The sequence below is a fragment of the Pseudoclavibacter sp. RFBI5 genome (assembly GCF_002931395.1).
GTDB lineage: Bacteria > Actinomycetota > Actinomycetes > Actinomycetales > Microbacteriaceae > Pseudoclavibacter.
The window spans coordinates 1-23716 of the sequence record NZ_PSYA01000003.1; the positions used below are offsets into that span (position 1 = coordinate 1).

General features: G+C 69.2%; 19 protein-coding genes and 3 tRNA genes. 9 read left to right on the plus strand and 13 right to left on the minus strand.

Annotated features, from left to right (window positions below; genetic code table 11):
- Positions 1-141 precede the first annotated feature (141 nt).
- The 6 genes from C5E06_RS01960 to C5E06_RS01985 all read right to left on the minus strand — a co-directional run bounded on the left by C5E06_RS01960 (position 142) and on the right by C5E06_RS01985 (position 7454).
- A complete protein-coding gene (locus tag C5E06_RS01960) occupies positions 142-1716 on the minus strand; it encodes an AMP-binding protein (protein ID WP_219820172.1) in 1575 nt (524 codons plus the stop codon).
- A 156-nt stretch (positions 1717-1872) separates the two neighbouring features.
- Positions 1873-2286 carry a RidA family protein gene (locus C5E06_RS01965; RefSeq protein WP_104244985.1) on the minus strand — a complete coding sequence of 138 codons (414 nt, stop codon included), beginning with the start codon at positions 2284-2286 and terminating at the stop codon, positions 1873-1875.
- A 274-nt stretch (positions 2287-2560) separates the two neighbouring features.
- A complete protein-coding gene (locus C5E06_RS01970; RefSeq protein ID WP_104305845.1) occupies positions 2561-3595 on the minus strand; it encodes an ABC transporter permease in 1035 nt (344 codons plus the stop codon).
- The gene (locus tag C5E06_RS01975) at positions 3592-4611 is read right to left on the minus strand and encodes an ABC transporter permease (RefSeq protein ID WP_104305846.1); all 1020 of its coding nucleotides are present in this window, start codon (positions 4609-4611) and stop codon (positions 3592-3594) included. The genes C5E06_RS01970 and C5E06_RS01975 overlap by 4 nt, the downstream gene beginning before the upstream one ends.
- Entirely contained in the window at positions 4608-6296 is a 1689-nt protein-coding gene (locus C5E06_RS01980; RefSeq protein WP_104305847.1) for a sugar ABC transporter ATP-binding protein, read from the minus strand. Before C5E06_RS01980 ends, C5E06_RS01975 begins: the two co-directional genes overlap by 4 nt.
- A 75-nt stretch (positions 6297-6371) precedes the next feature.
- Complete coding sequence (locus C5E06_RS01985; RefSeq protein ID WP_104244993.1) at positions 6372-7454, minus strand: substrate-binding domain-containing protein; 1083 nt, start codon at positions 7452-7454, stop codon at positions 6372-6374.
- Between the two features lie 317 nt (positions 7455-7771).
- Here C5E06_RS01985 and C5E06_RS01990 point away from each other — a divergent pair, with 317 nt between their 5' ends.
- Positions 7772-8560, plus strand: coding sequence for a hypothetical protein (locus C5E06_RS01990; protein ID WP_104305848.1), 789 nt, complete (start codon positions 7772-7774; stop codon positions 8558-8560).
- 151 nt (positions 8561-8711) lie between these two features.
- Here the strand turns inward: C5E06_RS01990 and C5E06_RS02000 are convergent, their stop codons facing one another.
- Positions 8712-10046 (minus strand): uracil-xanthine permease family protein, encoded by a 1335-nt coding sequence (locus tag C5E06_RS02000; protein ID WP_104305849.1) that lies wholly within the window; start codon positions 10044-10046, stop codon positions 8712-8714.
- Positions 10047-10340: 294 nt separating this feature from the next.
- On the opposite strand from C5E06_RS02000, the gene C5E06_RS02005 reads away from it, so the two are divergent.
- Positions 10341-11801: an NCS2 family permease gene (locus tag C5E06_RS02005; protein WP_104240336.1), complete on the plus strand. Its 1461-nt coding sequence runs from the start codon at positions 10341-10343 to the stop codon at positions 11799-11801.
- Between the two features lie 136 nt (positions 11802-11937).
- On the plus strand, positions 11938-13527 hold the full coding sequence (locus C5E06_RS02010; RefSeq protein ID WP_104240256.1) for a carboxylesterase/lipase family protein: 1590 nt from the start codon (positions 11938-11940) through the stop codon (positions 13525-13527).
- Positions 13528-13551: 24 nt separating this feature from the next.
- On the opposite strand, the gene C5E06_RS02015 is transcribed toward C5E06_RS02010, so the two are convergent.
- Positions 13552-14085, minus strand: coding sequence for an NINE protein (locus C5E06_RS02015; protein WP_104305850.1), 534 nt, complete (start codon positions 14083-14085; stop codon positions 13552-13554).
- 104 nt (positions 14086-14189) lie between these two features.
- Positions 14190-15110 (minus strand): DUF368 domain-containing protein, encoded by a 921-nt coding sequence (locus C5E06_RS02020; protein WP_104305851.1) that lies wholly within the window; start codon positions 15108-15110, stop codon positions 14190-14192.
- Positions 15111-15332: 222 nt separating this feature from the next.
- Between C5E06_RS02020 and C5E06_RS02025 the strand changes: the two genes are divergently transcribed.
- Positions 15333-17015, plus strand: coding sequence for a molybdopterin-dependent oxidoreductase (locus tag C5E06_RS02025; RefSeq protein WP_104305852.1), 1683 nt, complete (start codon positions 15333-15335; stop codon positions 17013-17015).
- Positions 17016-17158: 143 nt separating this feature from the next.
- Positions 17159-17788, plus strand: coding sequence for a hypothetical protein (locus C5E06_RS02030; RefSeq protein WP_146081274.1), 630 nt, complete (start codon positions 17159-17161; stop codon positions 17786-17788).
- Between the two features lie 37 nt (positions 17789-17825).
- Here the strand turns inward: C5E06_RS02030 and C5E06_RS02035 are convergent.
- From C5E06_RS02035 to C5E06_RS02045, 3 genes are all read right to left on the minus strand, one after another.
- Positions 17826-17898: transfer RNA gene (locus C5E06_RS02035), tRNA-Phe, on the minus strand.
- 79 nt (positions 17899-17977) lie between these two features.
- A tRNA-Asp gene (locus tag C5E06_RS02040) sits at positions 17978-18054 on the minus strand.
- A gap of 92 nt (positions 18055-18146) precedes the next feature.
- Positions 18147-18219: transfer RNA gene (locus tag C5E06_RS02045), tRNA-Glu, on the minus strand.
- 360 nt (positions 18220-18579) lie between these two features.
- Here C5E06_RS02045 and C5E06_RS02050 point away from each other — a divergent pair.
- On the plus strand, positions 18580-20364 hold the full coding sequence (locus tag C5E06_RS02050; protein WP_104240266.1) for a peptidoglycan DD-metalloendopeptidase family protein: 1785 nt from the start codon (positions 18580-18582) through the stop codon (positions 20362-20364).
- Positions 20365-20863: 499 nt separating this feature from the next.
- Here C5E06_RS02050 and ppa read toward each other — a convergent pair whose 3' ends face one another.
- On the minus strand, positions 20864-21352 hold the full coding sequence (ppa, locus tag C5E06_RS02055; RefSeq protein ID WP_104240267.1) for an inorganic diphosphatase: 489 nt from the start codon (positions 21350-21352) through the stop codon (positions 20864-20866).
- A 236-nt stretch (positions 21353-21588) separates the two neighbouring features.
- Between ppa and C5E06_RS02060 the strand changes: the two genes are divergently transcribed.
- The 3 genes from C5E06_RS02060 to hpt all read left to right on the plus strand — a co-directional run bounded on the left by C5E06_RS02060 (position 21589) and on the right by hpt (position 23592).
- Positions 21589-21849: a PLDc N-terminal domain-containing protein gene (locus C5E06_RS02060; protein WP_104240337.1), complete on the plus strand. Its 261-nt coding sequence runs from the start codon at positions 21589-21591 to the stop codon at positions 21847-21849.
- A 95-nt stretch (positions 21850-21944) separates the two neighbouring features.
- Positions 21945-22973, plus strand: a complete 1029-nt coding sequence (tilS, locus tag C5E06_RS02065; RefSeq protein ID WP_104240268.1) for a tRNA lysidine(34) synthetase TilS — start codon at positions 21945-21947, stop codon at positions 22971-22973.
- A gap of 61 nt (positions 22974-23034) precedes the next feature.
- Positions 23035-23592 carry a hypoxanthine phosphoribosyltransferase gene (hpt, locus tag C5E06_RS02070; RefSeq protein WP_104240269.1) on the plus strand — a complete coding sequence of 186 codons (558 nt, stop codon included), beginning with the start codon at positions 23035-23037 and terminating at the stop codon, positions 23590-23592.
- Positions 23593-23716: the final 124 nt, after the last annotated feature.

The window sequence follows — 23716 nt, forward strand, 5'->3', positions numbered from 1 at the left end:
CCTTCCCCCCTCCCCGCCCGCGCACTTCCCCCTCGCGCTGCTCTTCTCGCCGAGGGCTGAGTTGTGGTCGTTTTGCGGCCGTCTTGACGACCACAACTCAGCTCTCGGCGCGCGCGCGGGCGGGCGCGGCGCCCGTGCGCGTCAGCGGCCGCGGAGGTCCTTGCGCAGGATCTTCCCCGAGGCCGACTTCGGGATGACGTCGATGAACGCGACGGCCCGCACCTTCTTGTGGGGCGCGACGTGGCCTGCGACGAAGGCCTCGACGCCCGCCTCGTCGAGGGGTGAGCCCTCGCGGCGCACGACGAATGCCTTCGGGATCTCCTGCCCGTCCGCATCCAGCGCCCCGACGACGGCCGAGTCGGTGATGTCGGGGTGCGTGAGCAGCAGCGCCTCGAGTTCGGCGGGCGCGACCTGGTAGCCCTTGTACTTGATGAGCTCCTTGAGCCGGTCGACGATGGTGAACTCGCCGAGTGGGCCGACCGTGGCGATGTCGCCGGTGTGCAGGAAGCCGTCGCTGTCGACCGCCTCGTGGGTGGCGTCGTCGCGGCCGAGGTAGCCGAGCATGATCTGGGGTCCGCGCACCCAGATCTCGCCCGGCTCGCTCTGCCCGTCTTCGACTGCGTCGATCTCCTTGCCCGTGTCGACCGAGACGAGCTTCACCTCCGTGTTGGCGATGGGCACGCCGACGGACCCGAGCGACATGCCGGTCTCCGTGGGCGGCAGCACGTGCGTGACGGGGCTCGCCTCGCTCATCCCGTAGCCCTGCCTCGTGCGGGTCCCGATGCGGTCGGCGACGGCTTTCATGAGGGCGGCGTCGATGGGGGCTGCTCCGGAGAAGACGGACCGCACGCTCGACAGGTCGAACGTGTCGATGAGCGGATGCTTCGCGAGGGCGACTGCGATGGGCGGCGCGATGAACAGGTACGTGCATCGATGCGTCTCGATGATGCGGAGGAACTCGCCGAGCTCGAACTTCGGCATGGTGACGAGTCTGGCCCGCTTCTTGATGGCGATGTCGAGGAGCACGGTCATGCCGTAGATGTGGAAGAAGGGGAGGAGCGCCAGCACGACGTCGTCGTCCTCGACGTCGAGGACGGGGTAGGTCTGCACGACGTTGGCGACGAGGTTCGTGTGGCTGAGCATGACGCCCTTCGGCTTGCCCGTCGTGCCGGACGAGTAGGGGAGCACGGCGACGTGCGTGGCGGGGTCGAAGCTCACCTCTGGGGCGGGGAGTCCCGCGCCGAGCAGCTCGCGGAGGTCGTGGTAGCCCTCGGCGCCGTCGAGGACGATGATGGCGTCCTGCTCGAGGCCGGCGGCGATGGCGCCGGCGTGCGCCTGCTGGAGGAGGGGGCTCACCGTGAAGAGGAGCTTCGCGCCGGAGTCGCGCAGCTGCGTCTCGATCTCCTCCGCGGTGTAGAGCGCGTTGATGGTGGTGGCTGTCGCGCCGGAGCGGAGGATGCCGTGGAACACCGATGCGAAGGCGGGCACGTTCGGGCAGTGGAGGGCGACGACGTCGCCGAGTCCGAGCCCGCCCCCGGCGAGCGCGCCCGCGATGAGCTCGATGTGCTGCTTGAGGGTCCCGAAGGTCGTCTCGGCGCCGGTGGTGCCGTCGACGATCGCGGTGCGGGCGGCATCCGCTTCGCTGAGCTCGGAGAAGAGGAAGTCGAAGACCGAGACGTTCGGGATCTGCTCGTCTGGGTAGGGGCTCTTGAACACGGCGATCTCCTTTGATCGATACGCGGGCGGCACGGCGGGCGGATTGCGCCCGTCCGCGCCTGTCAGGTGGGTGCACGTCTCGCACCCGCTGCCCATACTGCTGACCGCAGATGGGAGCAACCCCAGCGACCCGCTCAGGAGGACGCCGACGGCGGGTTACTCCGCAGGCGCGACGGCGGCCACGGCTTCGATCTCCACGAGCTGGTGGTCGTAGCCGAGCACGGTGACGCCGAGGAGGGTGCTCGGGACGTCGTGGTCGCCGAACGCGTCGCGGACGACCTCCCACGCGGTGACGAGGTCGGCTTGCGAGGTGGATGCGACGAGCACGCGGGTGCTGGCGACGTCGCTGAGCTCGGCCCCGGCTTCGGCGAGGGCGACGCGCAGGTTCTCGACGCACTTGGCTGCCTGCCCGGCGTAGTCCCCGATCGCGGCGGTCGTGCCGTCGTCGTTGAGCGGGCAGGCGCCGGCGGGGAAGATGAGGCGGGCGCTGGGCTCGACGGCGGAGGCGTAGGCGTACTCGGCGGCGTCGCTGAGTGTGCTGGCTCGGATGAGGGAGACGAAGGTCGACACGGGTGTTCTCCTGCGCTGGATGCTGGTCGGACGGGGGAGACGCTTCGGGTCGGCGGTGCGACGGGGAGGTGCGCTTCGCGGACTTCCGGAGCACAGAGAGCGTACCCACGTTCTGGGGGCGACGCAGCCGGCACGCGAGGTTGGCGAACGGTCAGGGCTGCGGCGAGGGGAGTCCTCGCCGCACCACCCCACGGCAGAGTTGTGGCCTCCTGTCGCTCCCGGGGGCGGGAACAGCAGGAGGCCACAATTCTGCGCCAGCGAGGCGGAATGCGGGCTAGCCGCGCTTGCGCCCGTAGAGGGAGATCACGACGAGGATGATGGCGCCGTAGATGAGCTGCTGCACGTTGGAGCCCAGGTTGAGGACGGTGACGAGCGTCGCGACCTGGCCGAGCACGAGCGCGCCGCCGACCGTGCCGACCACCGATCCTCGGCCGCCGAAGATGGATGCTCCACCCACGACGACTGCGGCGACGGAGGAGAGCAGGTAGCTGTCGCCCATGGTCGCGGACGCCTGCTGGAAGTAGCCGACGATGACCATGCCGGCGAAGGCGGCGAGCATGCCCGAGATGACGTACCCGGTGATGCGGATGCGGTCGACGGGGAGGCCTGCGAGCCTCGCCGTCTCGGGGGCCGCACCGACGAGGAAGAGGGAGCGTCCCCATCCGGTGTAGCTGAGGACGAGCTGCAGCACGACCATGAGCACGAGTCCGAGGGGGAGGACCGCGGCCATGGAGAGGCCGAGGACGCTGATCTGCGCGGAGGTGATCGCCGTGATGAAGTCGGGGATCTGCGTCAGCTCGGAGAAGTTGAACTGCAGCAGGATCACGCCGAACAGGAGGCCGTTCATGGCGATCGTCGTGACGATGGGGGTGAGGCCGAGCTTCGCGATGACGAGACCGTTGAGGAGTCCGATGACGGCGCCTGCGAGGAGCGCGCCGAGGAATGCGCCGAACGGGCCGAGGGGGCCGACCATGGCGAGGAACGACAGCGCGGAGAACGCGATCGTGTTGGGGACGGACAGGTCGATGCCGGCCTGGATGACGGCGAACGTCTGCCCGAACGAGGCGATGGAGAGGATGATCGCGAAGGTCGCCGTGCCGATGAGCGACTCGATCGTGATGAGGTTCGGGCGGATGATGCCGCCGATGAGGAACAGCACGAGGAACGCGACCAGCGGCCACACGCTGCGTGGGACTCGCGCGAGCAGCGACTTGGACGGCGCGTATTCGACCTCGTGGTCGCCGGGGGCGGGGGCTCCCGCGCCTGCCGTCCCGGCATTGCCGACTGCGGCCGGAACTGTTGCGGTCATGACCGTGCTCCCTTCCGAGCGAACGACAGCTTTCGCCAGACGACGGGGATGCCCACGACCGAGACGATGATGAGCGCCGAGATGACGTACTGCCAGTACGAGTTGATGCCTGCGAAGAAGAGCAGGTTGCCGATGAGGCCGAGGGTGATGCCGGCGAGGATGGTGCCGATGATGCTGCCTCGTCCGCCCGTGAAGCTGGCGCCGGCGAGGGCGACGGCGGCGATCGAGGAGAGCAGGTAGGGGTCGCCGCTTCGCGGGTCGCCGGTCATGGTGGAGCCGGCGAGCATGATGGCGCCCGTGGCGGTGAGCACGCCGGCGATGCCGAAGGCGGCGAGCTTCGTGAGGCGGGCGTTGAGGCCCGCGGCGCGGATGCTGTCCATGTTCGATCCGACGCCGTAGATGTGCCTGCCGAGGGCGCTGCGCTGCAGGACGAACCAGAGCAGCACGGCGATGATGGTCAGCCAGACGAGGGCGACGGGCACGAAGGGGATGGCCTCGCCGCTCGTCGCCAGATGGAACTCGGTGGTGATGTTGCCGCCTGGCCTGTCCATGACCTCGCGGGCGAGCGAGCCGAAGATGAAGGCGCTCGCCAGCGTCACCGCGATGGCGGGGAGTCCCCCGTAGGAGACGAGGAATCCGTTGAAGAGGCCGCAGGCGAGGCCCGTCGCGAGGCCGAGGAGCACGGCGATGGGGATGGGCACGACCTCGGTCTGGGCCGCGAAGACCACGTTGGAGAGGCTCATGATGGCGCCGATGGAGATGTCGATGCCGCCGACGAGCACGATGAGCAGCTGGCCGAGCGCGACGAACGCGAGCGGCACGACGAGGTTCGCGGCCGTCTGCAGCTGGAAGCGCGTGAGCAGCTCCGGGTTGATGATGAGGTAGACGACCAGGAACACGACGAACGCCGCGGCGGGGGCGAACGCGCCCTCGCGTCGCAGCCTGACGAGTCCCTGTCGGTGCGCGACGGCCCGGGTGACCGGCTGCGCCGGTGGCGGGGTGACGGTGGCGGTCATCTGCTGCTCCTCGATGTCTTCTCCCGCGCTGCCCTGCCGCGCGTTGGCGTCTTCGCGGCTTCGCTCGCCGCTTCCTCGAGCTCGGCGACCGAGACGGTCTGGATGCTGCCCGTCACGCCGACAGCGGCGCCGACGATGGCATCCGCGGTCAGTCGCTCACCGGCGAGCTCGTCGGTGATCTGCCCGTTGTAGAGCACGAGCACCCGGTGGCACACGTGCACGAGCTCCTCGACCTCGGTGGAGAACCAGAGGACGCCGACGCCCTGCTTCGCGAGGTCGACGATCGCGCCGTACAGCTCCTGCTTGGCCCGCACGTCGATGCCGCGCGTGGGGTCGTGCAGCAGGATGACGGACCGGGAGCGGTTCATCCACCTGCCGAAGACGAGCTTCTGCTGGTTGCCGCCGGAGAGCGAGCCGGCCGCTTCGAGGGGGCCGCGCGTTCGCACGGAGAGGGCGGCGAGCACGCCGTCGAGCCAGCCGCGCTCGCGGGCGAGACGTGGTTTGCCGCCGAGCTGCCAGGCCTTGAACCAGGGCGCGAGGAGGTTCTCTCCGACGCCGAGCTCGAGCGCGAGCCCTTCCTTCTTGCGGTCTTCCGGCACGTAGCCGAGGCCGCGGCGCACGCCGCGGACGGGCGTGAGGCGGGTGACGGAGTCGCCGTCGATCGTCCACGAGTCTGCCGTGGCGGCGGATGCGCCGAACAGCGCGCGCAGCAGCTCAGCCTGCCCGTGCCCCGCGAGTCCGCCGATGCCGACGATCTCGCCCGCGCCGATGGTGAGCGAGATGCCGTGCACGCCTTCGGCTCGCAGCCCTTCCACGTCGAGGACGTCGCCCTCGCGGGTCCGGGCGGGCGGGTCGGGGAAGAACCGCTCGGCCTTGCGGCCGGCCATGAGCGAGATGAGCTCGTCGTCGGTCCAGGAGCCGCGAGAGAACTCTCCGGCGAGGCCGCCGTCGCGCAGCACGATGCCGCGGTCGGCGATCTCGGCGATCTCCCCGAGTCGGTGCGACACGTAGATGACGCTGCCGCCGCGTGCGGTGAGCTCGCGGATGCGGGTGAACAGCCACTCGACACCGGGAGGGGTGAGGGCGGATGACGCTTCGTCGAGGATGAGCAGCTTCGGCTCGCCGGCGAAGGCCCGCGCGATCTCGACGAGCTGCCGGTTGGCGAGCGACAGGTCGGAGACGAGCGCCCGAGGGTCGATCTGGGGGAGGTCGAGCGAATCGAGCAGAGCGCTCGCCGCGCTGATCGCCTTCTTCTGCGAGAAGCCGCGCAGCGGTGCCCCGTCCGGGAGGCTCAGGTTCTCGGCGACGGTCCATTCGGGCACCAGGGCCAGCTCCTGGAACGCGCAGCGCACGCCGGAACGACGCGACAGTCGCACGCTCCCTGAGGCGAGCGGCGCATCCTCGACCGTGATGGTGCCGGACGTGGGGGTGACCGCGCCCGCCAGCATCTTCGCGACGGTGCTCTTTCCCGCGCCGTTCTCGCCCACGAGGGCGAGCACCTCGCCGGGGTGGCAGACGAAGCTCACCCCCTGCACGGCCTTGACCGGGCCGTAGCTCTTCACCAGGTCGGTCGCGACGAGGAGCGCCTCGCCCGACCCCGCGTTCCCGGTGCGTGCCGGCCGGGTGGCTTCCGCCTGCCCGGGCGCCGCGGCGGCGTCCGCGGCGCCCACTTCACTTGCATTCATGACTCGATGTGTCCTCGCTGATCGATTCGAGTGAGAGCTGGCGGCAGCCCTGTTGGTGAGGGCTGCCGCGGTGCCCTAGGACCCGGAGTAGTACTCCATGACGTCCTCGAGCTTCAGGTCGAGGCCGGGGAAGTCGTAGCCGAGCTGGAAGTTCGCGGGGCGATCTTCGAGGCAGTAGTCGGCGGCGTTCTCCGTGGTGATCTCGAGCGGCGGGAAGAACTGCTCGCGTTCGATCTCCTGGCCTTCGAGGAGCAGGACGGCCTGCTCGAGGCCCTTCGCGTAGATCGACGGCTGGCCGAAGATCATGTTGCCCGTGAAGCCTTCCGGGGCGTACTCGACGAGGGCGCAGGCCTCGCCGTTGTAGCCGGAGCCGCCGACGGTGGGGACGAAGGGGATGCCGGCGGCCTTGTAGGCCTCGGCCACGCCCTGGCCTCCCGTGAGGAAGGAGTAGACGCCGCCGATGTCCGGGTTGGAGCGGAGGATGTTGGCCATCGACTCCTGCGCCGTGGCCTCGTTCCAGCCGTTGGTGTCCTGGGCGACGACGGATGCGCCGCCGGCCTCGAGCGCGTCGATGACGCCCGGCATGGAGCCCTCGTTGAGGGGGACGCCGGCGAGGCCCTCGAGCACCGCGACGTCCTTGTTGTCGGTGAGGTTCTCGAGCAGCCATTCGGCGCCGATGGTGCCGGCGCTCGCCCAGTCGGTGGAGACGGTGTAGACGTCCTCGCTCTCGTAGGGCCCGCCGTTGGCGATCACGGGGATGCCCTGCGCGGTCGCCTGCGCGATGGCGGGGTCCGCGCCGCTGGAGGAGGCCGGGTCGAAGAGGATGAGGTCGACGCCGTCGGCGATGAGGTTCTGCATGGCGGCGTTCTGCTGGGCCGCGTCGTTGTCGTCGGTGCGCACGATCTTGAGCTCGACCTTGTCGATGTACTCGGGGGAGTTCGCGAGCGCCTGGAGGGAGGCGAGGCCCATCTCGCGCCAGGCCTGGCCGCCGAGGGGCTGCTGGAAGCCGATGACGAACTTGCCGTCCTCGCCTCCTGCGGAACCGCCGCCACCTTCTGCCGGTGCGCTCGTGCACCCGGCGAGGAGGACCACGGCGGAGGCCGTGGCGACGAGTGCTGTGCCCATCCTGAAGCGCGATTTGGGTCGACGAGTGTGCATGATTTCTCCTTTGAAATCTGGCGGATGCTGCTGGCGGCGTGAGTGGGGTGGAGGGCCTCTGACCGAGATCCGGGGCTGTTCGCCAGCTTGCTTCGTGACACTAGCCCAAAAATGGCAGCGCTACCAGTAGCGCTGCCAAATTGGCTGTGGACAGTTATCCGAATGCGGTCGCCAAGCCGGTGGCGGGTCTCCGTGAGCTGTCTCACGCGTCTTGCCGCCCATGTCTGCTGGGGTGGGGGATGGGGCTGAGCGGATGAGGGGACTGCGGCCGGGCGGGGCTGCGCTGAGTAGTGTGACCAAGGACGAGGGGATGCGACGTGAGATCAGAAGCGGAGATTCCAGAGGCCGTCGGCGCGAAGATGCGAGCGCGGCTCCAGGAGACGCTCGCGCGACGTGCCGAGCTGCTCGGTGGCGGGGCGGATGCACGCGCCGAGTCGAGCGAGAATGCGGGTGCTGCCGCATCCACCGGAGCATCCACCGCGGCACCCACACACCCAGCGCCCGAGCCGACCTCGGGTGCCGCCGAGAGCATCGGCGAGGCGTCCCGGCACGAGTGGGTGGAGCCGCCGATGCACTCCGACGCGGCGATCCGCGCGCAGACCGGGCAGGGATGGGACGACTGGATCGACGCGATCGACGCGGGTGTGGGGCGCGACGCGGCGCATCCGCGCATCGTCGAGTGGGTCATGGCGAACTCGGCGCAGAACGGCTGGTGGAGCCAGGGCATCGCGGTCAGCTTCGAGCGCATGACGGGCCGGCGTCTCGCGGGGCAGATGCCGGACGGCACGTTCACGGCGAACCGCTCGCGAACGCTGCCCGTCGACCGCGAGGTGCTCAGGGCGCTGATCGCCGACGACGCGGCCCGGGATGCGCTGCTCGGCTTCGAGACGGAGTTCCGCTCCAAGGTCGCGTCGAAGACCTACAAGGTGCTCATCGCTCGCGACGCGCAGCCGTTCGGTGGGCTCCTGTTCACGTTCGACGCTGCACCGAACGGGCGCACGAAGCTCGCGATCGCGCACGAGAAGCTGCAGGTGGTCGACGAGATCGAGCTGTGGAAAGCCCACTGGGGCGCATGGCTTGACGCCCTCGAGCTGGCCCTCTCCTAGCCCCCTCCCTCCCTCCCTCCCTCCCTCCCTCCCTCCCTCCCTCCCTCCCTCCCGAACGTCGAAAGCGGACTTGTGGTCGTCAAACTCGAGGTTTGACGACCACAAGTCCGCTTTCGGCAGAGTTGAGGGGTGGGCGTAGCGAGGGATGCGGCTAGCGCGTTGTGCGCTCCGCATCCGCTGCCCCGTCGGCGCCGGCGACGAGGTCGTCACCAGCGTCGTCGGCGTCGGAGCCACGGAGCCGGGCGATGCCGCTCATGAGGTGGTAGACGACGAGCGTCGCCACGGTGCCGAGGACGATGCCGCCGAACGTGACCTGACCGCTGTTGATGGTGAAGTCGCCGATCGCGACGATGAGGCCGACGCCCGCCGTGAACTGGTTGGTCGGTGACGAGAAGTCGACCTTGTTCTCGAGCCAGATGCGCACGCCGATGATGCCGATCAGGCCGTACAGGGCGGTGGTGATGCCGCCGAGCACGCCGCCGGGGACGCTCGCGATGAGCACTCCCACCTTGGGCGAGAGGGCGAGGAGGATGGCGGCGATCGCCGCGACCCAGTATGCGGCCGTCGAGTAGACGCGGGTTGCCGACATGACGCCGATGTTCTCGCCGTACGTGGTCGTGGGCGAGCCGCCGCCGAAGCCGGAGAGCACGGTCGCGAGGCCGTCGGCGAGCAGCGCGCGGCCGGCCATGGGGTCGAGGTTGCGGTTCGTGAGCTGGCCGACGCCCTTCACGTGACCGACGTTCTCGGCGATGAGCGCGAGCACGACGGGCACGAACATGAGGTAAACGAGGAGGTGCTCGGCGGCGAAGACGGGGGCCGTGAACGTGGGGAGCCCGACCCACGCGGCCTCGTCGAGCCCGGCGAGGTCGACCTGGCCCATGAACGCGGCGACGATGTAGCCGACGACCACGCCGATGAGGATCGACAGGCGACCGATCATGCCCTTGAAGGCGACGGCGACGACGATGACCGTCAGCAGCGTGATGGAGGCGACGATCGGGGAGGCCTCGAAGTTGTTCTTCGCGGCGGGTGCCAGGTTGAAGCCGATGAGGGCGACGATCGTTCCTGCCACGACGGGCGGCATGAGCAGGTTGATCCAGCGCGTGCCCGCGAGGTTCACGATGAGGCCGACGACGGCGAGGAGCGCGCCGACGACGATGATGCCGGCGAGGGCGACGCCCTGCCCGTCGGATGCGACGGCGGCGAGGATCGGTGCGATGAACGCGAACGATGAGCCGAGGTAGCTGGGCACCCGGTTGCGGGTGATGAGGAGGAACAGCATCGTGCCGATGCCGGAGAACAGCAGCGTCGTCGAAGGCGGGAAGCCGGTGAGCAGCGGCACCAGGAATGTCGCTCCGAACATCGCGACGACGTGCTGCGCGCCGAGGCCGATGGTGCGCGGCCAGGTGAGCCGCTCCTCGGGGAGCACGATGTCGCTCGCGGGGACGTTCTTGCCGTCTCCGTGCAGTTTCCAGGGCAGTGCCACGGTGGTCTCGCTTCCAGGTCGTTCGGCGGGGTTGGGCCTGCGCGGGGGAGCGGCGCGTGACCTCTACGAGATTAGGGGATCGGGTGAGGGTCGGCGCGCCCGGGGTCGCGGCGGGGTCGGTCGCTGCGTTCGGTGCGCGCCTCGCCGGTCTCGCGCGCTGACTACGCTTGTCCCTGTTAACGCGAGCAGCACGATCAGGGGAGCCGCATGAGCGACAGCCACGAGTCCGCAGGCGATCACGAGCAGGCGGGAGCTGGCGACCTCGGTCACGCGGCGGCTCCGGCCCGCGCGACGATGGTCGCGCCGACGAGACGCGGCAGCGGCTCGACGTTCAAGGAGCGCATCGACACGTTCTTCGAGATCACGCATCGGGGCTCGAGCGTGCCGCGGGAGATCCGCGGCGGGCTCGTCACGTTCATGACGATGGCGTACATCGTCATCCTGAACCCGCTCATCCTCGGCGGCTTCTCGCAGGACCAGGCCACGCTCGACGTGGAGGGCGGTTGGCTGCAGGCCTCGCAGGTGGCGGCGGTCACGGGGCTCACGGCGGGTGTGATGACGATCCTGTTCGGTGTCATCGCGAACCTGCCGTTCGGTCTCGCAGCGGGGCTCGGCATCAACTCCTTCCTGGCCGTCAACGTCGTGCAGCAGGTGACGTGGGCTGAGGCGATGGGGCTCGTCGTCATCAACGGCCTGGTCATCGTGGTGCTCTCGGCGACCCGCCTGCGCGAGATGATCTTCCACGCCGTGCCGCCGCAGCTGAAGACGGCGATCACGGTGGGCATCGGCCTGTTCCTGGCCTTCATCGGGCTCGTGGATGCGGGCTTCGTCACTTCCTCGGGGAACGCGTCGCCGCCCGTCCAGCTGGGTGTCGGCGGCTCGGTCACAACGGTGCCGACGCTCATCTTCGTGGTGGGGCTCATCGTGATGGGCGTGCTCATGGCGCGCCGCGTGAAGGGCGCGCTGCTCATCGGAATCGTCGGCACGACGGTCGTCGCGGTTGTGGTCGAGGCGATCATGAAGCTCGGCCCGGCGTTCGAGAACGAGGGCGGATGGTCGCTCAACGTGCCGGTGCTGCCGACGCAGATCGTCTCGGTCCCGGACCTGGGCCTGATCGGCGCGTTCGATTTCGGCGCGTTCGAGCGCATCGGCGTCCTGGCGGGCGTGATGCTCGTCTTCACGCTCGTGTTCACGAACTTCTTCGACGCGGTCGGCTCCCTGACGGGTCTCACGCGCGAAGCGGGCCTGCAGGACAAGCAGGGCAACTTCCCTCGCCTCAAGTCGTCGCTGGTCGTCGAGGGCATCGGCGCCGTCGCGGGTGGCGCGACGTCGAGCTCGTCGAACACGATCTTCGTCGACTCTGCGGCCGGAGTCGGCGAGGGGGCCCGCACTGGCCTCGCGAGCGTCGTGACGGGCGTCATGTTCCTGCTCGCGATGTTCTTCACCCCGTTGACGCAGATCGTGCCGCTCGAGGTGGCCGCCGCGGCGCTGGTCGTCGTCGGTGTGCTCATGGTGTCTCAGGTGCGCGAGCTGAAGTGGGACGACTTCTCCGTCGCGCTCCCCGTGTTCTTGACGATCGTCATCATGCCGCTCACCTACTCCATCGCGAACGGCATCGGCGCCGGCTTCATCTCGTGGGTGCTCGTGCAGACCCTCACGGGCAAGGCCCGCAAGGTCTCTCCGCTGCTATGGATCGTGGCGGTCGGCTTCCTCATCTACTTCGCCCGCGGCCCCATCGAGGGCATGTTCGAGTAGTCCCGCTCGGCTGGCGGGATGCGTCCATCCCGTGACGTGACGCACTCGAGTCGGCCGGCTCCGCGGCACGCCGCAGCTGGCGTGCGCGGTGGGAAGCTGGCACTCCACTCGTCCCTCCCGAACGCCGGAGCAGCTCATGGACTCAGCCGCTGGACCGAACACGACCCCCCGAGGCCTCTCCGTCTCGGATCCGCTCGTCGAAACGCGAGACGGAACGCTTCGCGGGTCTTCAGGCGGACGCACCGAGCGCTGGCTCGGTGTCCGCTATGCGCAGGCGCCAACAGGTGATCGCCGCTGGCGTGCCCCGGTGCCCGTGGAGTCGTGGGCGGGAGTGCGGGACGCGCGAGCCCTTCCGCCGATCGCCCCGCAGCTTCGCATGAAGGCTGTCGACATGGGGGAGCGAGCGATGACGGATGAGGACTGCCTGTTCGTGAACGTGTGGCGTCCAGCGGCGGCCGGTGAACCTGGTGCGGCCCCGCGGGCCGTCATGGTGTGGGTACACGGCGGCGCGTACGTGATCGGGGGAACCTCGGAGCCGATATACGACGGGGCGGCGCTGGCGGAGCGCGGCGACCTGATCGTCGTGTCGCTGGGCTACCGTCTCGGCGGTCTCGGATTCCTCGAGCTCTCGACGCTCGAGGGAGCAGAGCAGGCGTTCGATTCGAACCTCGCGATGCGGGATGTTCTCTGCGCGCTTGAGTGGGTGCAGACGAACATCGGCGCGTTCGGAGGTGACCCCGAACGGGTGACGGTCTTCGGGGAGTCGGCTGGTGCAGGCATCGTCTCGACGTTGCTCGCGACGCCGTCAGCGCGGGGCCTGCTCTCCGCGGCGATCGTCGAGAGTTCACCGGCGACGAGCATGTACGGCCTTGCACGAGCGAAGATCGTGGCCGAGCGATTCGTCGCCAAGCTGGGCATCGACGATGCTGCCGCGCTGCGTGCGCTCCCGGTCTCGAGCATCATCGAGACCTCGGCCGAGCTGTTCGCTGAGATCCCGACCGAGTTTCCAGGGACGCTTGCGTTCGCGCCTGTCGTCGACGGAGATCTTGTCCCGGAGCATCCAGTGACGGTGCTCAGCGAGGGCCGAGGGTTGCCTGTTCCGCTCATCATCGGAACGAATCGTGATGAGGCGACGTTCTTCAAGGCCTCGAACTCACCACTGCTTCCGGTCGGTGAGCAAGCGCTGACGACCATGATCACCTCCATCGCCGCCGAGAACCCCACCGTCGAGATGCCGGATCGCGAGCACATCCTGGAGGCCTACGAGGGCGTCCGGCAACGGCTTGTGGGCCTCGGCGTGGTGAGGGATGTGGCCTTCCGGATGCCGACGGTCTGGATAGCTGAGGGCCATTCGCGGATCGCCCCCACGTTCCTCTACAGATTCGACTTCTCGACACCGCTGTTGAGAGTGCTCCGACTCGGCGCGACGCATGCGTCTGAGCTTTCGCTCGTCTGGGGCAACCTCGACACGGACCCTCGTGGACTGGCGTACAAACTCGGAGGGCGAAGGCAAGCCGGGGAGGTGTCTGACCGAATGCTCGCTCTCTGGACGTCGTTCGCGCGCGAGGGGAGGCCCACCGACGGGGGCTTGCCGGGCGCGGTGCCGTGGCCCGCGTTTGGGGCGGCCCGCTCGACCCTCGTCATCGACCATGCAGATCGGGTCGTCGACGACCTCGACGCGGACCTCCGTACCGCCTGGGGCGACCGGGCTTTCTCGCTCAGCTGAGCCGGGACCGGCGCCGGACGTGCGCTAGTACTGACCCGGGTACGATCCGCCGCCGGCCGGGCCGTAGCCCTGGTTTGCCGCGTACGCGCCTGCCCCGGCGAGGCGAGCGTTGGCTTCGCGCACGAACTGCGGGATGAGGAAGAGCTCGACGATGACCCAGATCGCGACGCCGAACATGAGCAGGAGCCCGATGCCGAGCCACGAGGTGGCGATTCCGACGAGGTACAGGACGAGCTGCGTGATGGCGATGCCGGTGCGCCCCAGATAGAAGTTGTGGATGCCGAGCCCGCCGAGGAAGATCGCGAGCACGTAGGTGATGCCGACCTCCTTGCCTCCGCTGACCACGACGGTCTGCTGGTAGAGCATGGGAACCCCGGTCGCCTGCGACTGCGCTGGCGCGTACTGGCCCCACTGCGCGCCGTCCCAGTAGCGCTGTCGTCCTGTCGGGTCGGGGTACCAGCCTGCGGCGGGCGAGGATGGTGTGCCGTTCGCCTGCGACGATCGCGATTGGCCGTCGTCGGGCTGCGAGGCGTACGGGTCCGTTGGAACGAGGCTCATCGGGCACTTCCCTGCTGTCGAGTGGATGCGCGTCTCATGCTACCGAGCACCTCCGACATCGCGCGGGCTGGCCTGTGAAATCGTGCCCGGACGCCCGGCGCGAGCTACGAATGCGCTTCGGGAGCGCGACGGAGCGCGCGGCGCACGAGCAAGCCCTCGGCGATGAGGAGGGCGGCGACGATCGCGGCACCGAGGAGGAACCAGAGCACGGGGCCGACGACGTCCCCGGAAGCCCAGAGTAGTTCGCGGTCCTCGGTCTGCCAGGGCCAGAGGGCGCGGAGCGAGCCCGCCATGAGGCCCGTCATGAGGGCCAGCGTCACGCGGCGGTGCTTGGAGAGCAGCCACAGCAGCACCTGGACGAAGAGGGCGAGGCCCGTGATGGCGCCGACGGCGAAGATGGCGACGTACCCGAGGTCGAGCGAGTTGAGGGCCCGCAGCGTCGGCTCGTACATGCCGGTCGTGACGAGCACGAAGGAGCCGGAGACACCGGGCAGGACCAGCGCGCAGACGGCGACGGCGGCGGAGACGAAGATGGCGAGCGCAGATGGGTCGGCGTCGTTGGTCGAGGGGAGCCCCGTGAGCACGAAGCTCAGGACCGCGGCGGGCACCGCGATGGCGTAGTCCCGCAGCTGCCAGCGGGCGCCGAGCATGCGTGCGGGGACGATGAGGGAGACGGCGATGAGTCCCGCGAAGAGCGCCCGCGAGGGGATGGGGTGCGCCTCGATGATCGGGGCGACGAGGCGGGCCGCGACGACGATCGCGACGAGCATCCCGATGCCGATCGGGAGCACCATGCCCCACCTCACCTGCGCGAAGTGCTCGCGAGCCCGGTTCAGGCCTCGGCGGCGCAGCGTGTCGGCGACGGCGCGGACGACACCCCGCACGAGGTGGCCGGCCGAGTCGATGAGGGTCTCGTAGACGCCGATCAGCAGCGCGATGGTTCCACCGCTCACGCCGGGGATGATCTCGGTCACGCCGATGAGCGCGCCCCGAAGCAGATTGGCGAGGACGTTGAGCGCTGACAAACCGGCCCTTCTCGGGCGCCGGGGTCGGAACGGCGCCGGATGCACGTGCGCCGGGTGACGCGGCGCAAAGCCCCCAGTCTGCCAGGCGCGGTGGGTGGCCGCACCCGAGCCGCTCTCGTGCAGGCGGCCCCTGAGGCCCACCTCGGGTCACTATTCACAGGGGATGCACACCATCCGCCCACACTCAGCCCGGCCGGGTTTCGCGCGCGTAGCGTGTCCGCCATGTCCCTCGAAACCAGTCCCGAACAGGTGAGAACGCGCCGTCGTCGCCTCCGCGAGTCCGTTCCGGCGGGCCTCGCCGGGATCGGCGCGGCGGCTCTCGGCGTCGGCCTCGGAGAGCTCGCGGCTGCGTCCCTGCAGACCACCGCGAGCCCCATCGTCGCGGTGGGCGCGCTGCTCATCGACCTCGCCCCGCCGTGGGCGAAGGACACCGCGATCGCCCTGTTCGGAACCGCGGACAAGATCGCGCTCATCGCGCTCGTCGCAGTGGTGCTCGTCCTCCTCGCCGCGGTCGCCGGGGTGCTCGAGTCGCGGCGCCCGCCGTGGGGTCGGGTCGTCCTCGGACTCATCGCCGCCATCGGCGCCGTCGCTGTCGCCACCCGCACTCCCTTCTCTCCGCTCGACACGGTGCCTCCGCTGCTCGCGATGGTCGTCGCCGTGCTGACGCTGCAGTTCCTCGCCAAGACCCTCGACGGTGCTGAGCAGCGCGCGCGTCAGCGGTCCCGCGAGGCGGCCGTCGCGGCGACGCGGAGCTCCGCGGTCGGAGCGACGGGCCGTGCCGCTGCGTCCGACGGGGACGAAGACCTCGACGTTCGCGGGGACGCGACGCCCGCCGGAGTCGATCGCCGCCGCTTCCTGATCTACACCGGTGCCTCCGTCATCGTCGGTGCCATCGCCGCGGCATCCGGTGCCGCACTCTCTGCCGGGACCCGCGCCGTCACGGCGGTGCGTGAGGCCATCGCGCTGCCGCAGGCGGCCGTGCGCGCCGCGGCGGTTCCCGCCGGAGCCCAGTTCGAGATCCCCGGTCTCCCACCGGTCGTCACGCCCAACGAGGACTTCTACCGCATCGACACCGCGCTGAGCGTGCCGCTCGTGAACCCGGAGGGCTGGTCGCTGCGCATCCACGGCCTCGTCGACAACGAGGTCACGATCACCTGGGACGAGCTCCTCGCCCTGCCGCTCGAAGAGAGCATCACGACCCTCATGTGCGTGTCGAACGAGGTCGGCGGCGGCCTCATCGGCAACGCCCTCTGGCTCGGCTACCCGCTGCGCGAGCTGCTGAAGCGCGCTGGACCACAGGCCGACGCCGACATGGTGCTCTCGAAGTCCGTCGACGGCTGGACGGCGAGCACCCCCATCGGCGCCCTCACCGACGACCGCAACGCGATCCTCGCGGTCGGCATGAACGGCGAGACCCTGCCAGCCGAACACGGATTCCCCGTGCGGATGGTCGTGCCAGGCCTCTACGGGTACGTCTCGGCGACGAAGTGGGTCGTCGACCTCGAGGTGACGCGCTTCGACCGCGTCAACGCGTACTGGACCGACCGCGGCTGGAGCGCGGAGGGCCCGATCAAGATCGGCTCCCGCATCGACGTGCCAAGCGGCGGCAGCCTCAACGCGGGCCCCACGACGATCGCCGGCTTCGCCTGGCAGCAGCACACCGGCATCGAAGCGGTGGAGGTGCAGATCGACGACGGCGAGTGGATGCCGACGGAGCTCGCGGCCCCCATCTCGGACGACACGTGGCTGCAGTGGAAGCTCGACTGGGATGCCCCAGCCGGCGAGCACTCCGTGAAGGTCCGCGCCACGTCGAGCGACGGCGAGGTGCAGACGGATGCGCGCGCCAACGTCGTCCCCGACGGCGCGACCGGCCACCACGAGATCACGGTCAACGTCACGGCCTGACGCGTCGCTGTTCTCCTGCCCCTGCTTCCGTCCCCACCCGCACGGAAGTGAGCGAGACGCACCCTCGTCTCGCGAAGAACCTGCATCTGGCTGACGGATGTGCTGCAGCGGGCCGTTGACGGCGCCCGACTAGCCTGGTCGGGATGCCCCCACATTCCGCTCAAGCGCGCCCCCGTCCGTCGACCGTCCGGGATCTGCCGCGTGCCGCGTGGATCTCGGCCCACGCATCCACGCCGAACGTCCCGCTGGCGGTGCTGTCGGTGCCGATCTACGCGTTCTCGATCCTGCCGATGACCCTGCGGGGCGGCCTCTACCTCGACAGGACGCGCACGGGAACCGTGCTGTTCGAGCGCCGGAGGCCCATCCTCGACGGGTTCGTCGTCGCGCTCGTGACGATCGCGGCGTTCGTGCTCTGGGTGACCTGCATTCTCGTCTTCGACGCCACGACCGTGCTGCTGCTCGGCCTCGCCATCTACGCCGTGCTGCTCGCGGGTGCCGTGATCGCGCTGGTGCAGCCGGGTGGGACGACGCTGTCGGCGTCCGGTCCTGAGACCCCGAAAGGGGATCGGTGGATGGTCGCGGCCCTCGCGCAGCATCCTGGCACGCGGCTGACGGCGGTCATGCTCGCGAGGCGACTCATCGAGCACGCGCCTGCCGGTTCCGTGCTGGTCGCGGCGGCGGCGACGGATGCACTGCTCGAGCGCTACGTGCGGGCCGGCTTCACCGCGGGGCGGGCGCGGCGTGTCTACCGCCTGGCGCCTGCGCAGACATAAAGAAACCCCGCCACGTAGAAGCTAGGCGGGGTTTCAGTGGCTCCGACGGGCGTCGATCCCGTGACCTCACGATTTTCAGTCGTGCGCTCTACCAACTGAGCTACAGAGCCGGAGGCCGAAGCCTCGTGGCGACGCACTGATGTTCGTCACCGTTGCAAATTGCCCTCTTCGAGAAGAGGGCAAGATGCTTGGCGACCCTGACGGGACTTGAACCCGCGACCTCCGCCGTGACAGGGCGGCGCGCTAACCAACTGCGCTACAGGGCCTTACTGTGGTGTCTCAGCCTGGGCTGATTCATCCGTATTCGATTGCGACAGTTCAATGTACAGCATCTCAGCACCTGGTGTTGTCACGACCGTGACCCCAACGGGATTCGAACCCGTGTTAACGCCGTGAAAGGGCGCCGTCCTAGGCCGCTAAACGATGGGGCCGAGTGCTTGTAGCTGACTTGACTACCGAGAGAAGAGCATAGGGGCGTTTTTCCTTCGCGGCAAATCGGGTGCCGCATCGGTGCCTCTTCGGCGTGTCGTGGGGTGCTCAGGTGGTGGCGAGCGCAGGCTTCGTCGTGACCGGATGTTCCCCGAGATGCGCGGAATCCCGGTGCAGACGGCGACCCGGTACGTGATTTGTCACCCGGGTCTCTGTGACGCGCTAGGCAGATGTTGACAAACTTGTTACTGTTTCTCGTGTTGTTGGTGTGAAACGAGTGGCTGCAGTGGTAGATGCGGTCTCGCGTTGCCGCAGAGGCGTCCGCCTCGTTCCGCACCCAAGATTCATCACGAGGAGAGCGCATGCCCGCCACCAGGAGCCCGAAGCCCCTGCGACTTCGCAACCGCTGGCGCACACCGCTCGTCGGTGCGGCATCCGCAGCAGTCCTCGCCGCGTTTGCGCTCGCAGCCGGCCCAGCTTTCGCTGCCGATGACGGCTACGCGACCTGGGAGGACGTCGTCGCCGCCGAGGGCAACGTCGACCGCCAGGAAGCGCTCATCAGCGAGATCGAGCAGCAGATCGCAGACCTCGACGCGAAGGTCACCGCAGCCGCCGCGCAGGCGAAGACCGCAGGCGAAGAGCACGGCAAGGCGCAGACCGCGTCGAGCGAGAAGTTCGCCGAGGTCACCATCCTGCAGGACCAGGCCGATGCTGCCGAAGAGAAGGCATCGACCTCTCGTGAGAAGGCGGGCCAGCTCGCCGCCGCCATGAGCACGCGAGGCGCGGGCGACCCCAAGCTGGCGCTCTTCCTCAACCCCGGCGACGCCGACACGCTCCTCTACCAGCTCGGCACCATCAGCAAGCTCTCCGAGCAGACCGACGGCATCTACAACCAGGCCGTGACCGAGAAGAACACAGCGGACGTGCTCGGAACGCAGGCGACCACCGCGCACGACGAGTTGGCGAAGCTCGAGTCCGAGGCGAAGACGAAGTTCGACACGGCGCAGGCCGAGCAGGTCGTCCTCCAGAACGAGAAGTACCTCGCTGACAGCAAGAAGGCCGACCTCCAGGCCATGCTCGCTCCGCTCAAGGAGAAGCGCGATGTCACCGCCACCGACTACGCGGCCGGTGAGAAGCTGCGTCAGGAGCAGGTCGCGCAGACCAACCGCGAGCGTGCCGAGGCGGCCGCCGCGTACCAGGAAGAGGCCTACGCGCAGGCCGTCGCCGAGGCTGAGGCCGCCGGCGTGCAGGCCCCGCCGAAGCCGGACATCTCCAGCGAGGCTCCGGCAGTGAACGCGCCGCTCGCGCCTGCCGACCCGACCGACACCTCCGTCGCGCCCGAGACGCTGCGCCCGCCGCAGCAGGTCACGCCCCCGCGCCAGCCATCGACCCCGCCGACGGCGACGGCCGACCCCACCGCTCCGGTCACGCCCCAGCAGCCGACCACGCCCGCCGAGTCCCCGGCCCCGGCACCGAGCCAGGAACCGGTCACCCCGCAGCCGACGACGGCACCGGAGCCGACAGCTGCACCGGAACCCTCGACCCCCGCTGAGCCACAGCCGACGGCAGCGCCCACGGCGGCTCCCGAGCCGGAGCCCACGAAGCCCGACATCGAGATCCTCCCGGAAGAGCCGCAGAAGCCTGACGTCGAGCTCGAGCCGGAGCCCGAGCCGGAGCCGGAGGTCGTCCCACCGACGACGCCCGAGACCCCGAACGGTGTCCTCGCCGGCTACTACGGCCCGATCAGCAGTGGCGTCGTCACCGATGAGTACGGCATGCGCCTGCACCCGATCTTCGGCACCTACCGCATGCACAACGGCCTCGACCTCGGGGTCAACGGCGGCACGTGCGGCGCCCCGCTCTACGCGGTGCACAGCGGCACGATCACGTACGCCGGCTACAACGGCGGCTTCGGCAACCACGTCGTGCTCGACTTCGGCAACGGCACCGAGGTCTCCTACTCGCACATCATGGACGGCGGCATCAACGTCTACGTCGGCCAGACCGTGAACGCGGGAGACGTGCTCGCCTACGCCGGCACCACCGGTTCGTCCACCGGCTGCCACCTGCACTTCGAGCTGAAGTACTGGGGCACGCTGATGGACCCGAAGCCGTGGCTCGCCTCGGCAGGCATCTACTACTACTGATCCGCACGGACGTCAGCTGACGTCAGCGCGCACGAGAGGGCGGCTCCTCGCTTCGGCGGGGGCCGCCCTTCTGCGTGCTTGCAAGCCTTCTGTGCCCGCCGCCGCCCGTGCCGGCCGCTGTCCGCTGCTGGTTCCTGCCGGCCGCTGGCCGCCGTTGTTCCTGCCCGCCGCTGCGTCGTGTCGGTCGCTGGCCGCCGCTGTCCCCGCCCGCCGCCGCTGCCCAACTTCCGTGACGATTCGGGCACGGGCGGGCTCTGAGGGCCCTTGCGGCTGGTTTCGTCACGGAAGCTGGACAGCGGCGGGATCGGTCGCCCCGGCTGTGACCAACATGAGTGCAGATTCGGGCTGATTCAAGCGGATTGGTGCCGTGAGACCCGGATCTGCACTCATGTTGGTCAAGCGCAGCGCGAAGCTGCGCGCACGACGAAGCCCCGCAGCCACTTCTGCAGTGGATGCGGGGCTTCGTCAGCCGGTCACCGGTCTGGCCGGTGAGCTGCGCCTACTCGGCGGGCTTGTACTGCGCGATGGAGCGCTCGATGATCGCCTCGGCGGCGGCGGCGTCGCCCCACGCCTCGACCTTGACCCACTTGCCGGGCTCGAGGTCCTTGTAGTGCTCGAAGAAGTGCTTGAGCTGGTCCTTGGTGGAGTCGTCGACGTCGCCGAGGTCCTGGATCTTCGCCCAGCGGGGGTCCTTCGCCGGCACGCAGAGGATCTTGTCGTCTCCGCCGGCCTCGTCGGCCATGTTGAGGACGCCGACGGGGCGCACCTTGAGTCCGACACCCGGGAAGAGCGGGTACTCGAGGAGCACGAGTGCGTCGAGGGGGTCGCCGTCGTCGGCGAGGGTGTGCTCGAAGTAGCCGTAGTCGACGGGGTACACGAACGGGGTGAAGAGCACGCGGTCGAGGAAGACGCGGCCGGTCTCGTGGTCGACCTCGTACTTGTTGTGGCTTCCGCGCGGGATTTCGATGACGACGTCGTAGCTGCCCATGGCGCTCCTTCGTTGCGCCTGGTGGCGCTCATTCTGTGTGGCTTGTCGGCGGGCCCGGTGTGGCGCTGCTCGCCGCACGAAACCGTTGGTTTCGTTCGGCTTCAGGGTAGTGGATGCGCCTCGCTCGGGGCTGCGGATGCGCGGTTCGCGTCGCGCGGTTCGGCGTCGGGCACGGCGGGGGTGCTGTGTGACCCCGGAATGATCGCCGGGCGCACGGTCGTGGCATGCTGGTCTCCATGGTTGATCTCAAGGAAGCGCTGCACGTCGATCCGTTCATCCCGCTCCGGGAGGGGACAGGCCAGGCGCTTCCGCACGCGTTGACGTTGGGGACGGCGTTGGCGGCTGGTGTGCAGTTCACGCTGCTCGGGGCCGCGCTGCTGAGCCTGCTGCGCCGCAAGCCGAGCCAGGTGCGGGGTTCGCGACTCGCGTGGGGCGCGTTCTCGCTGGTGAACTTCGTGGGTCCCATCTCCTACTTCCTCTTCGGTCGCAAGCGTTGAGCCGTCTGCCCGTTTCCGCGGCTCGCGGGTTCGTCCTTCTGGGATGTTCCGGCTTCGAGCGTGACGGTTCGCGCGGGCGCGTTTAGGCTGTACCTGTGTCAGATCGCCCTCGCCTCACTCCAGCTGTTGCCGACCTCCGTCGAGCCGTCCGTGGTTCTCTCCTCGGGCGCGTGCAGAAGGGCGACCGCATTCTCGTCGCGCTGAGTGGTGGTCCGGACTCGCTGGCGCTCGCTGCCGCGACGGCGTTCGAGGCGAAGCGCCTCGAGGTCGAGGCTGGCGCGGTCATCATCGACCACGATCTGCAGGAGGGTTCTGCGCGGGTCGCGGAGCGCGCCGCAGAGCAGGCAGCCGAGCTCGGGCTCGCCCCGGTGAGCGTCGTGCGTGTGAGCGTGGAAGACGTCGGAGCCGGTCCCGAGGCATCTGCCCGGGTGGCCCGCTACGAGGCGATCGAGGCGGTGCGCGTCGAGACGGGTGCGCCGTGGGTCCTCCTTGGGCACACACTGGACGACCAGGCGGAGACGGTCCTGCTTGGCCTGGCTCGCGGCTCCGGAGCGAAGAGCCTGCACGGCATGGCGCCGGTCACTGGCGCTCTGCTGCGGCCGCTGCTCGGCATCCACCGCGCGGTGACGGTGCAGGCGTGCGAAGACCAGGGGCTCTCGCCGTGGATCGACCCGCACAACAGCGACCCCGCGTACACGCGTGTGCGCGTTCGCGACACGGTCCTCCCGCTGCTCGAGAAGGAGCTCGGCCCCGGCATCTCGGAGGCGCTCGCTCGCACGGCGACGACGCTCCGCGAGGATTCTGAGACGCTGGATGCGCTTGCGCTCGAGTGGGCGCACGAGATCGTCAACACCGATGCGGACGGCCGCATCTCCCTCGATGTCGGCGGCATCGTCGCGCAGCCTCCGGCGCTGCGTCAGCGCATCTGCCGCATCGTCGCCGAGCAGGGCTTCGGCGTCTCGCTCACTCGTGGGCACACGATGGCGGTCACGGCGCTGGCGACGGAGTGGCGCGGGCAGGGCCCCGTCGATCTGCCTGGCATCCGGGTCGAGCGCGAGAAGGGTCGCATCCTGTTCGGGGCGACGGCCTCCGCGCACGACGACCACCTCGACGAGACCGCCTAGCTTCTACCGTTTCGCACACCGCGCTCGCTTCGTCGAGCGCTGAACCACCCAGGGAGCCAGGATGCGCGCTACTGATATTCCGAACGACGTCCGCGAGGTCCTCATCACGGAGGAGGAGATCCAGGCGAAGCTCGCCGAGATCGCCCGCCGTATCGAGAGCGACTACGCCGAGTGCGAGCCGCTGCTCATCGGTGTGCTGAAGGGCGCGGTCATGGTCGTGTCCGACCTGTCGCGGGAGCTGACGATTCCGCTGAAGATGGACTGGATGGCGGTGAGCTCGTACGGTTCCGGCACGGAGTCGAGCGGTGTGGTGCGCATCCTCAAGGACCTCGACACGGACCTCACGGGTCGCCACGTGCTCATCGTCGAGGACATCATCGACTCGGGGCTGACGCTGTCGTGGCTCAAGCAGAACCTGGAGTCGCGGGGCCCCGCCTCGGTCGAGATCTGCACGCTGCTGCGCAAGCCCGAGCGGCTCAAATCGGATGTCCCCGTGCGCTACGTCGGCTTCGACGTGCCGAACGAGTTCGTGGTGGGCTACGGCCTCGACTACGACGAGCAGTACCGCCACCTGCGCGACATCATCGTGCTCCAGCCGCACGTATACGGCGGCGAGTAGGCGCGCACGCTCGAGCGGATGCGCCGCGCGCCTGCAGCGAACACTGGACGCCGGTGTCGGGGGCCGCGGGTACCATGACTTTCGATTGAGCGCCCTGGTGCGCTGGCGAAGAACCGGCTGAAAG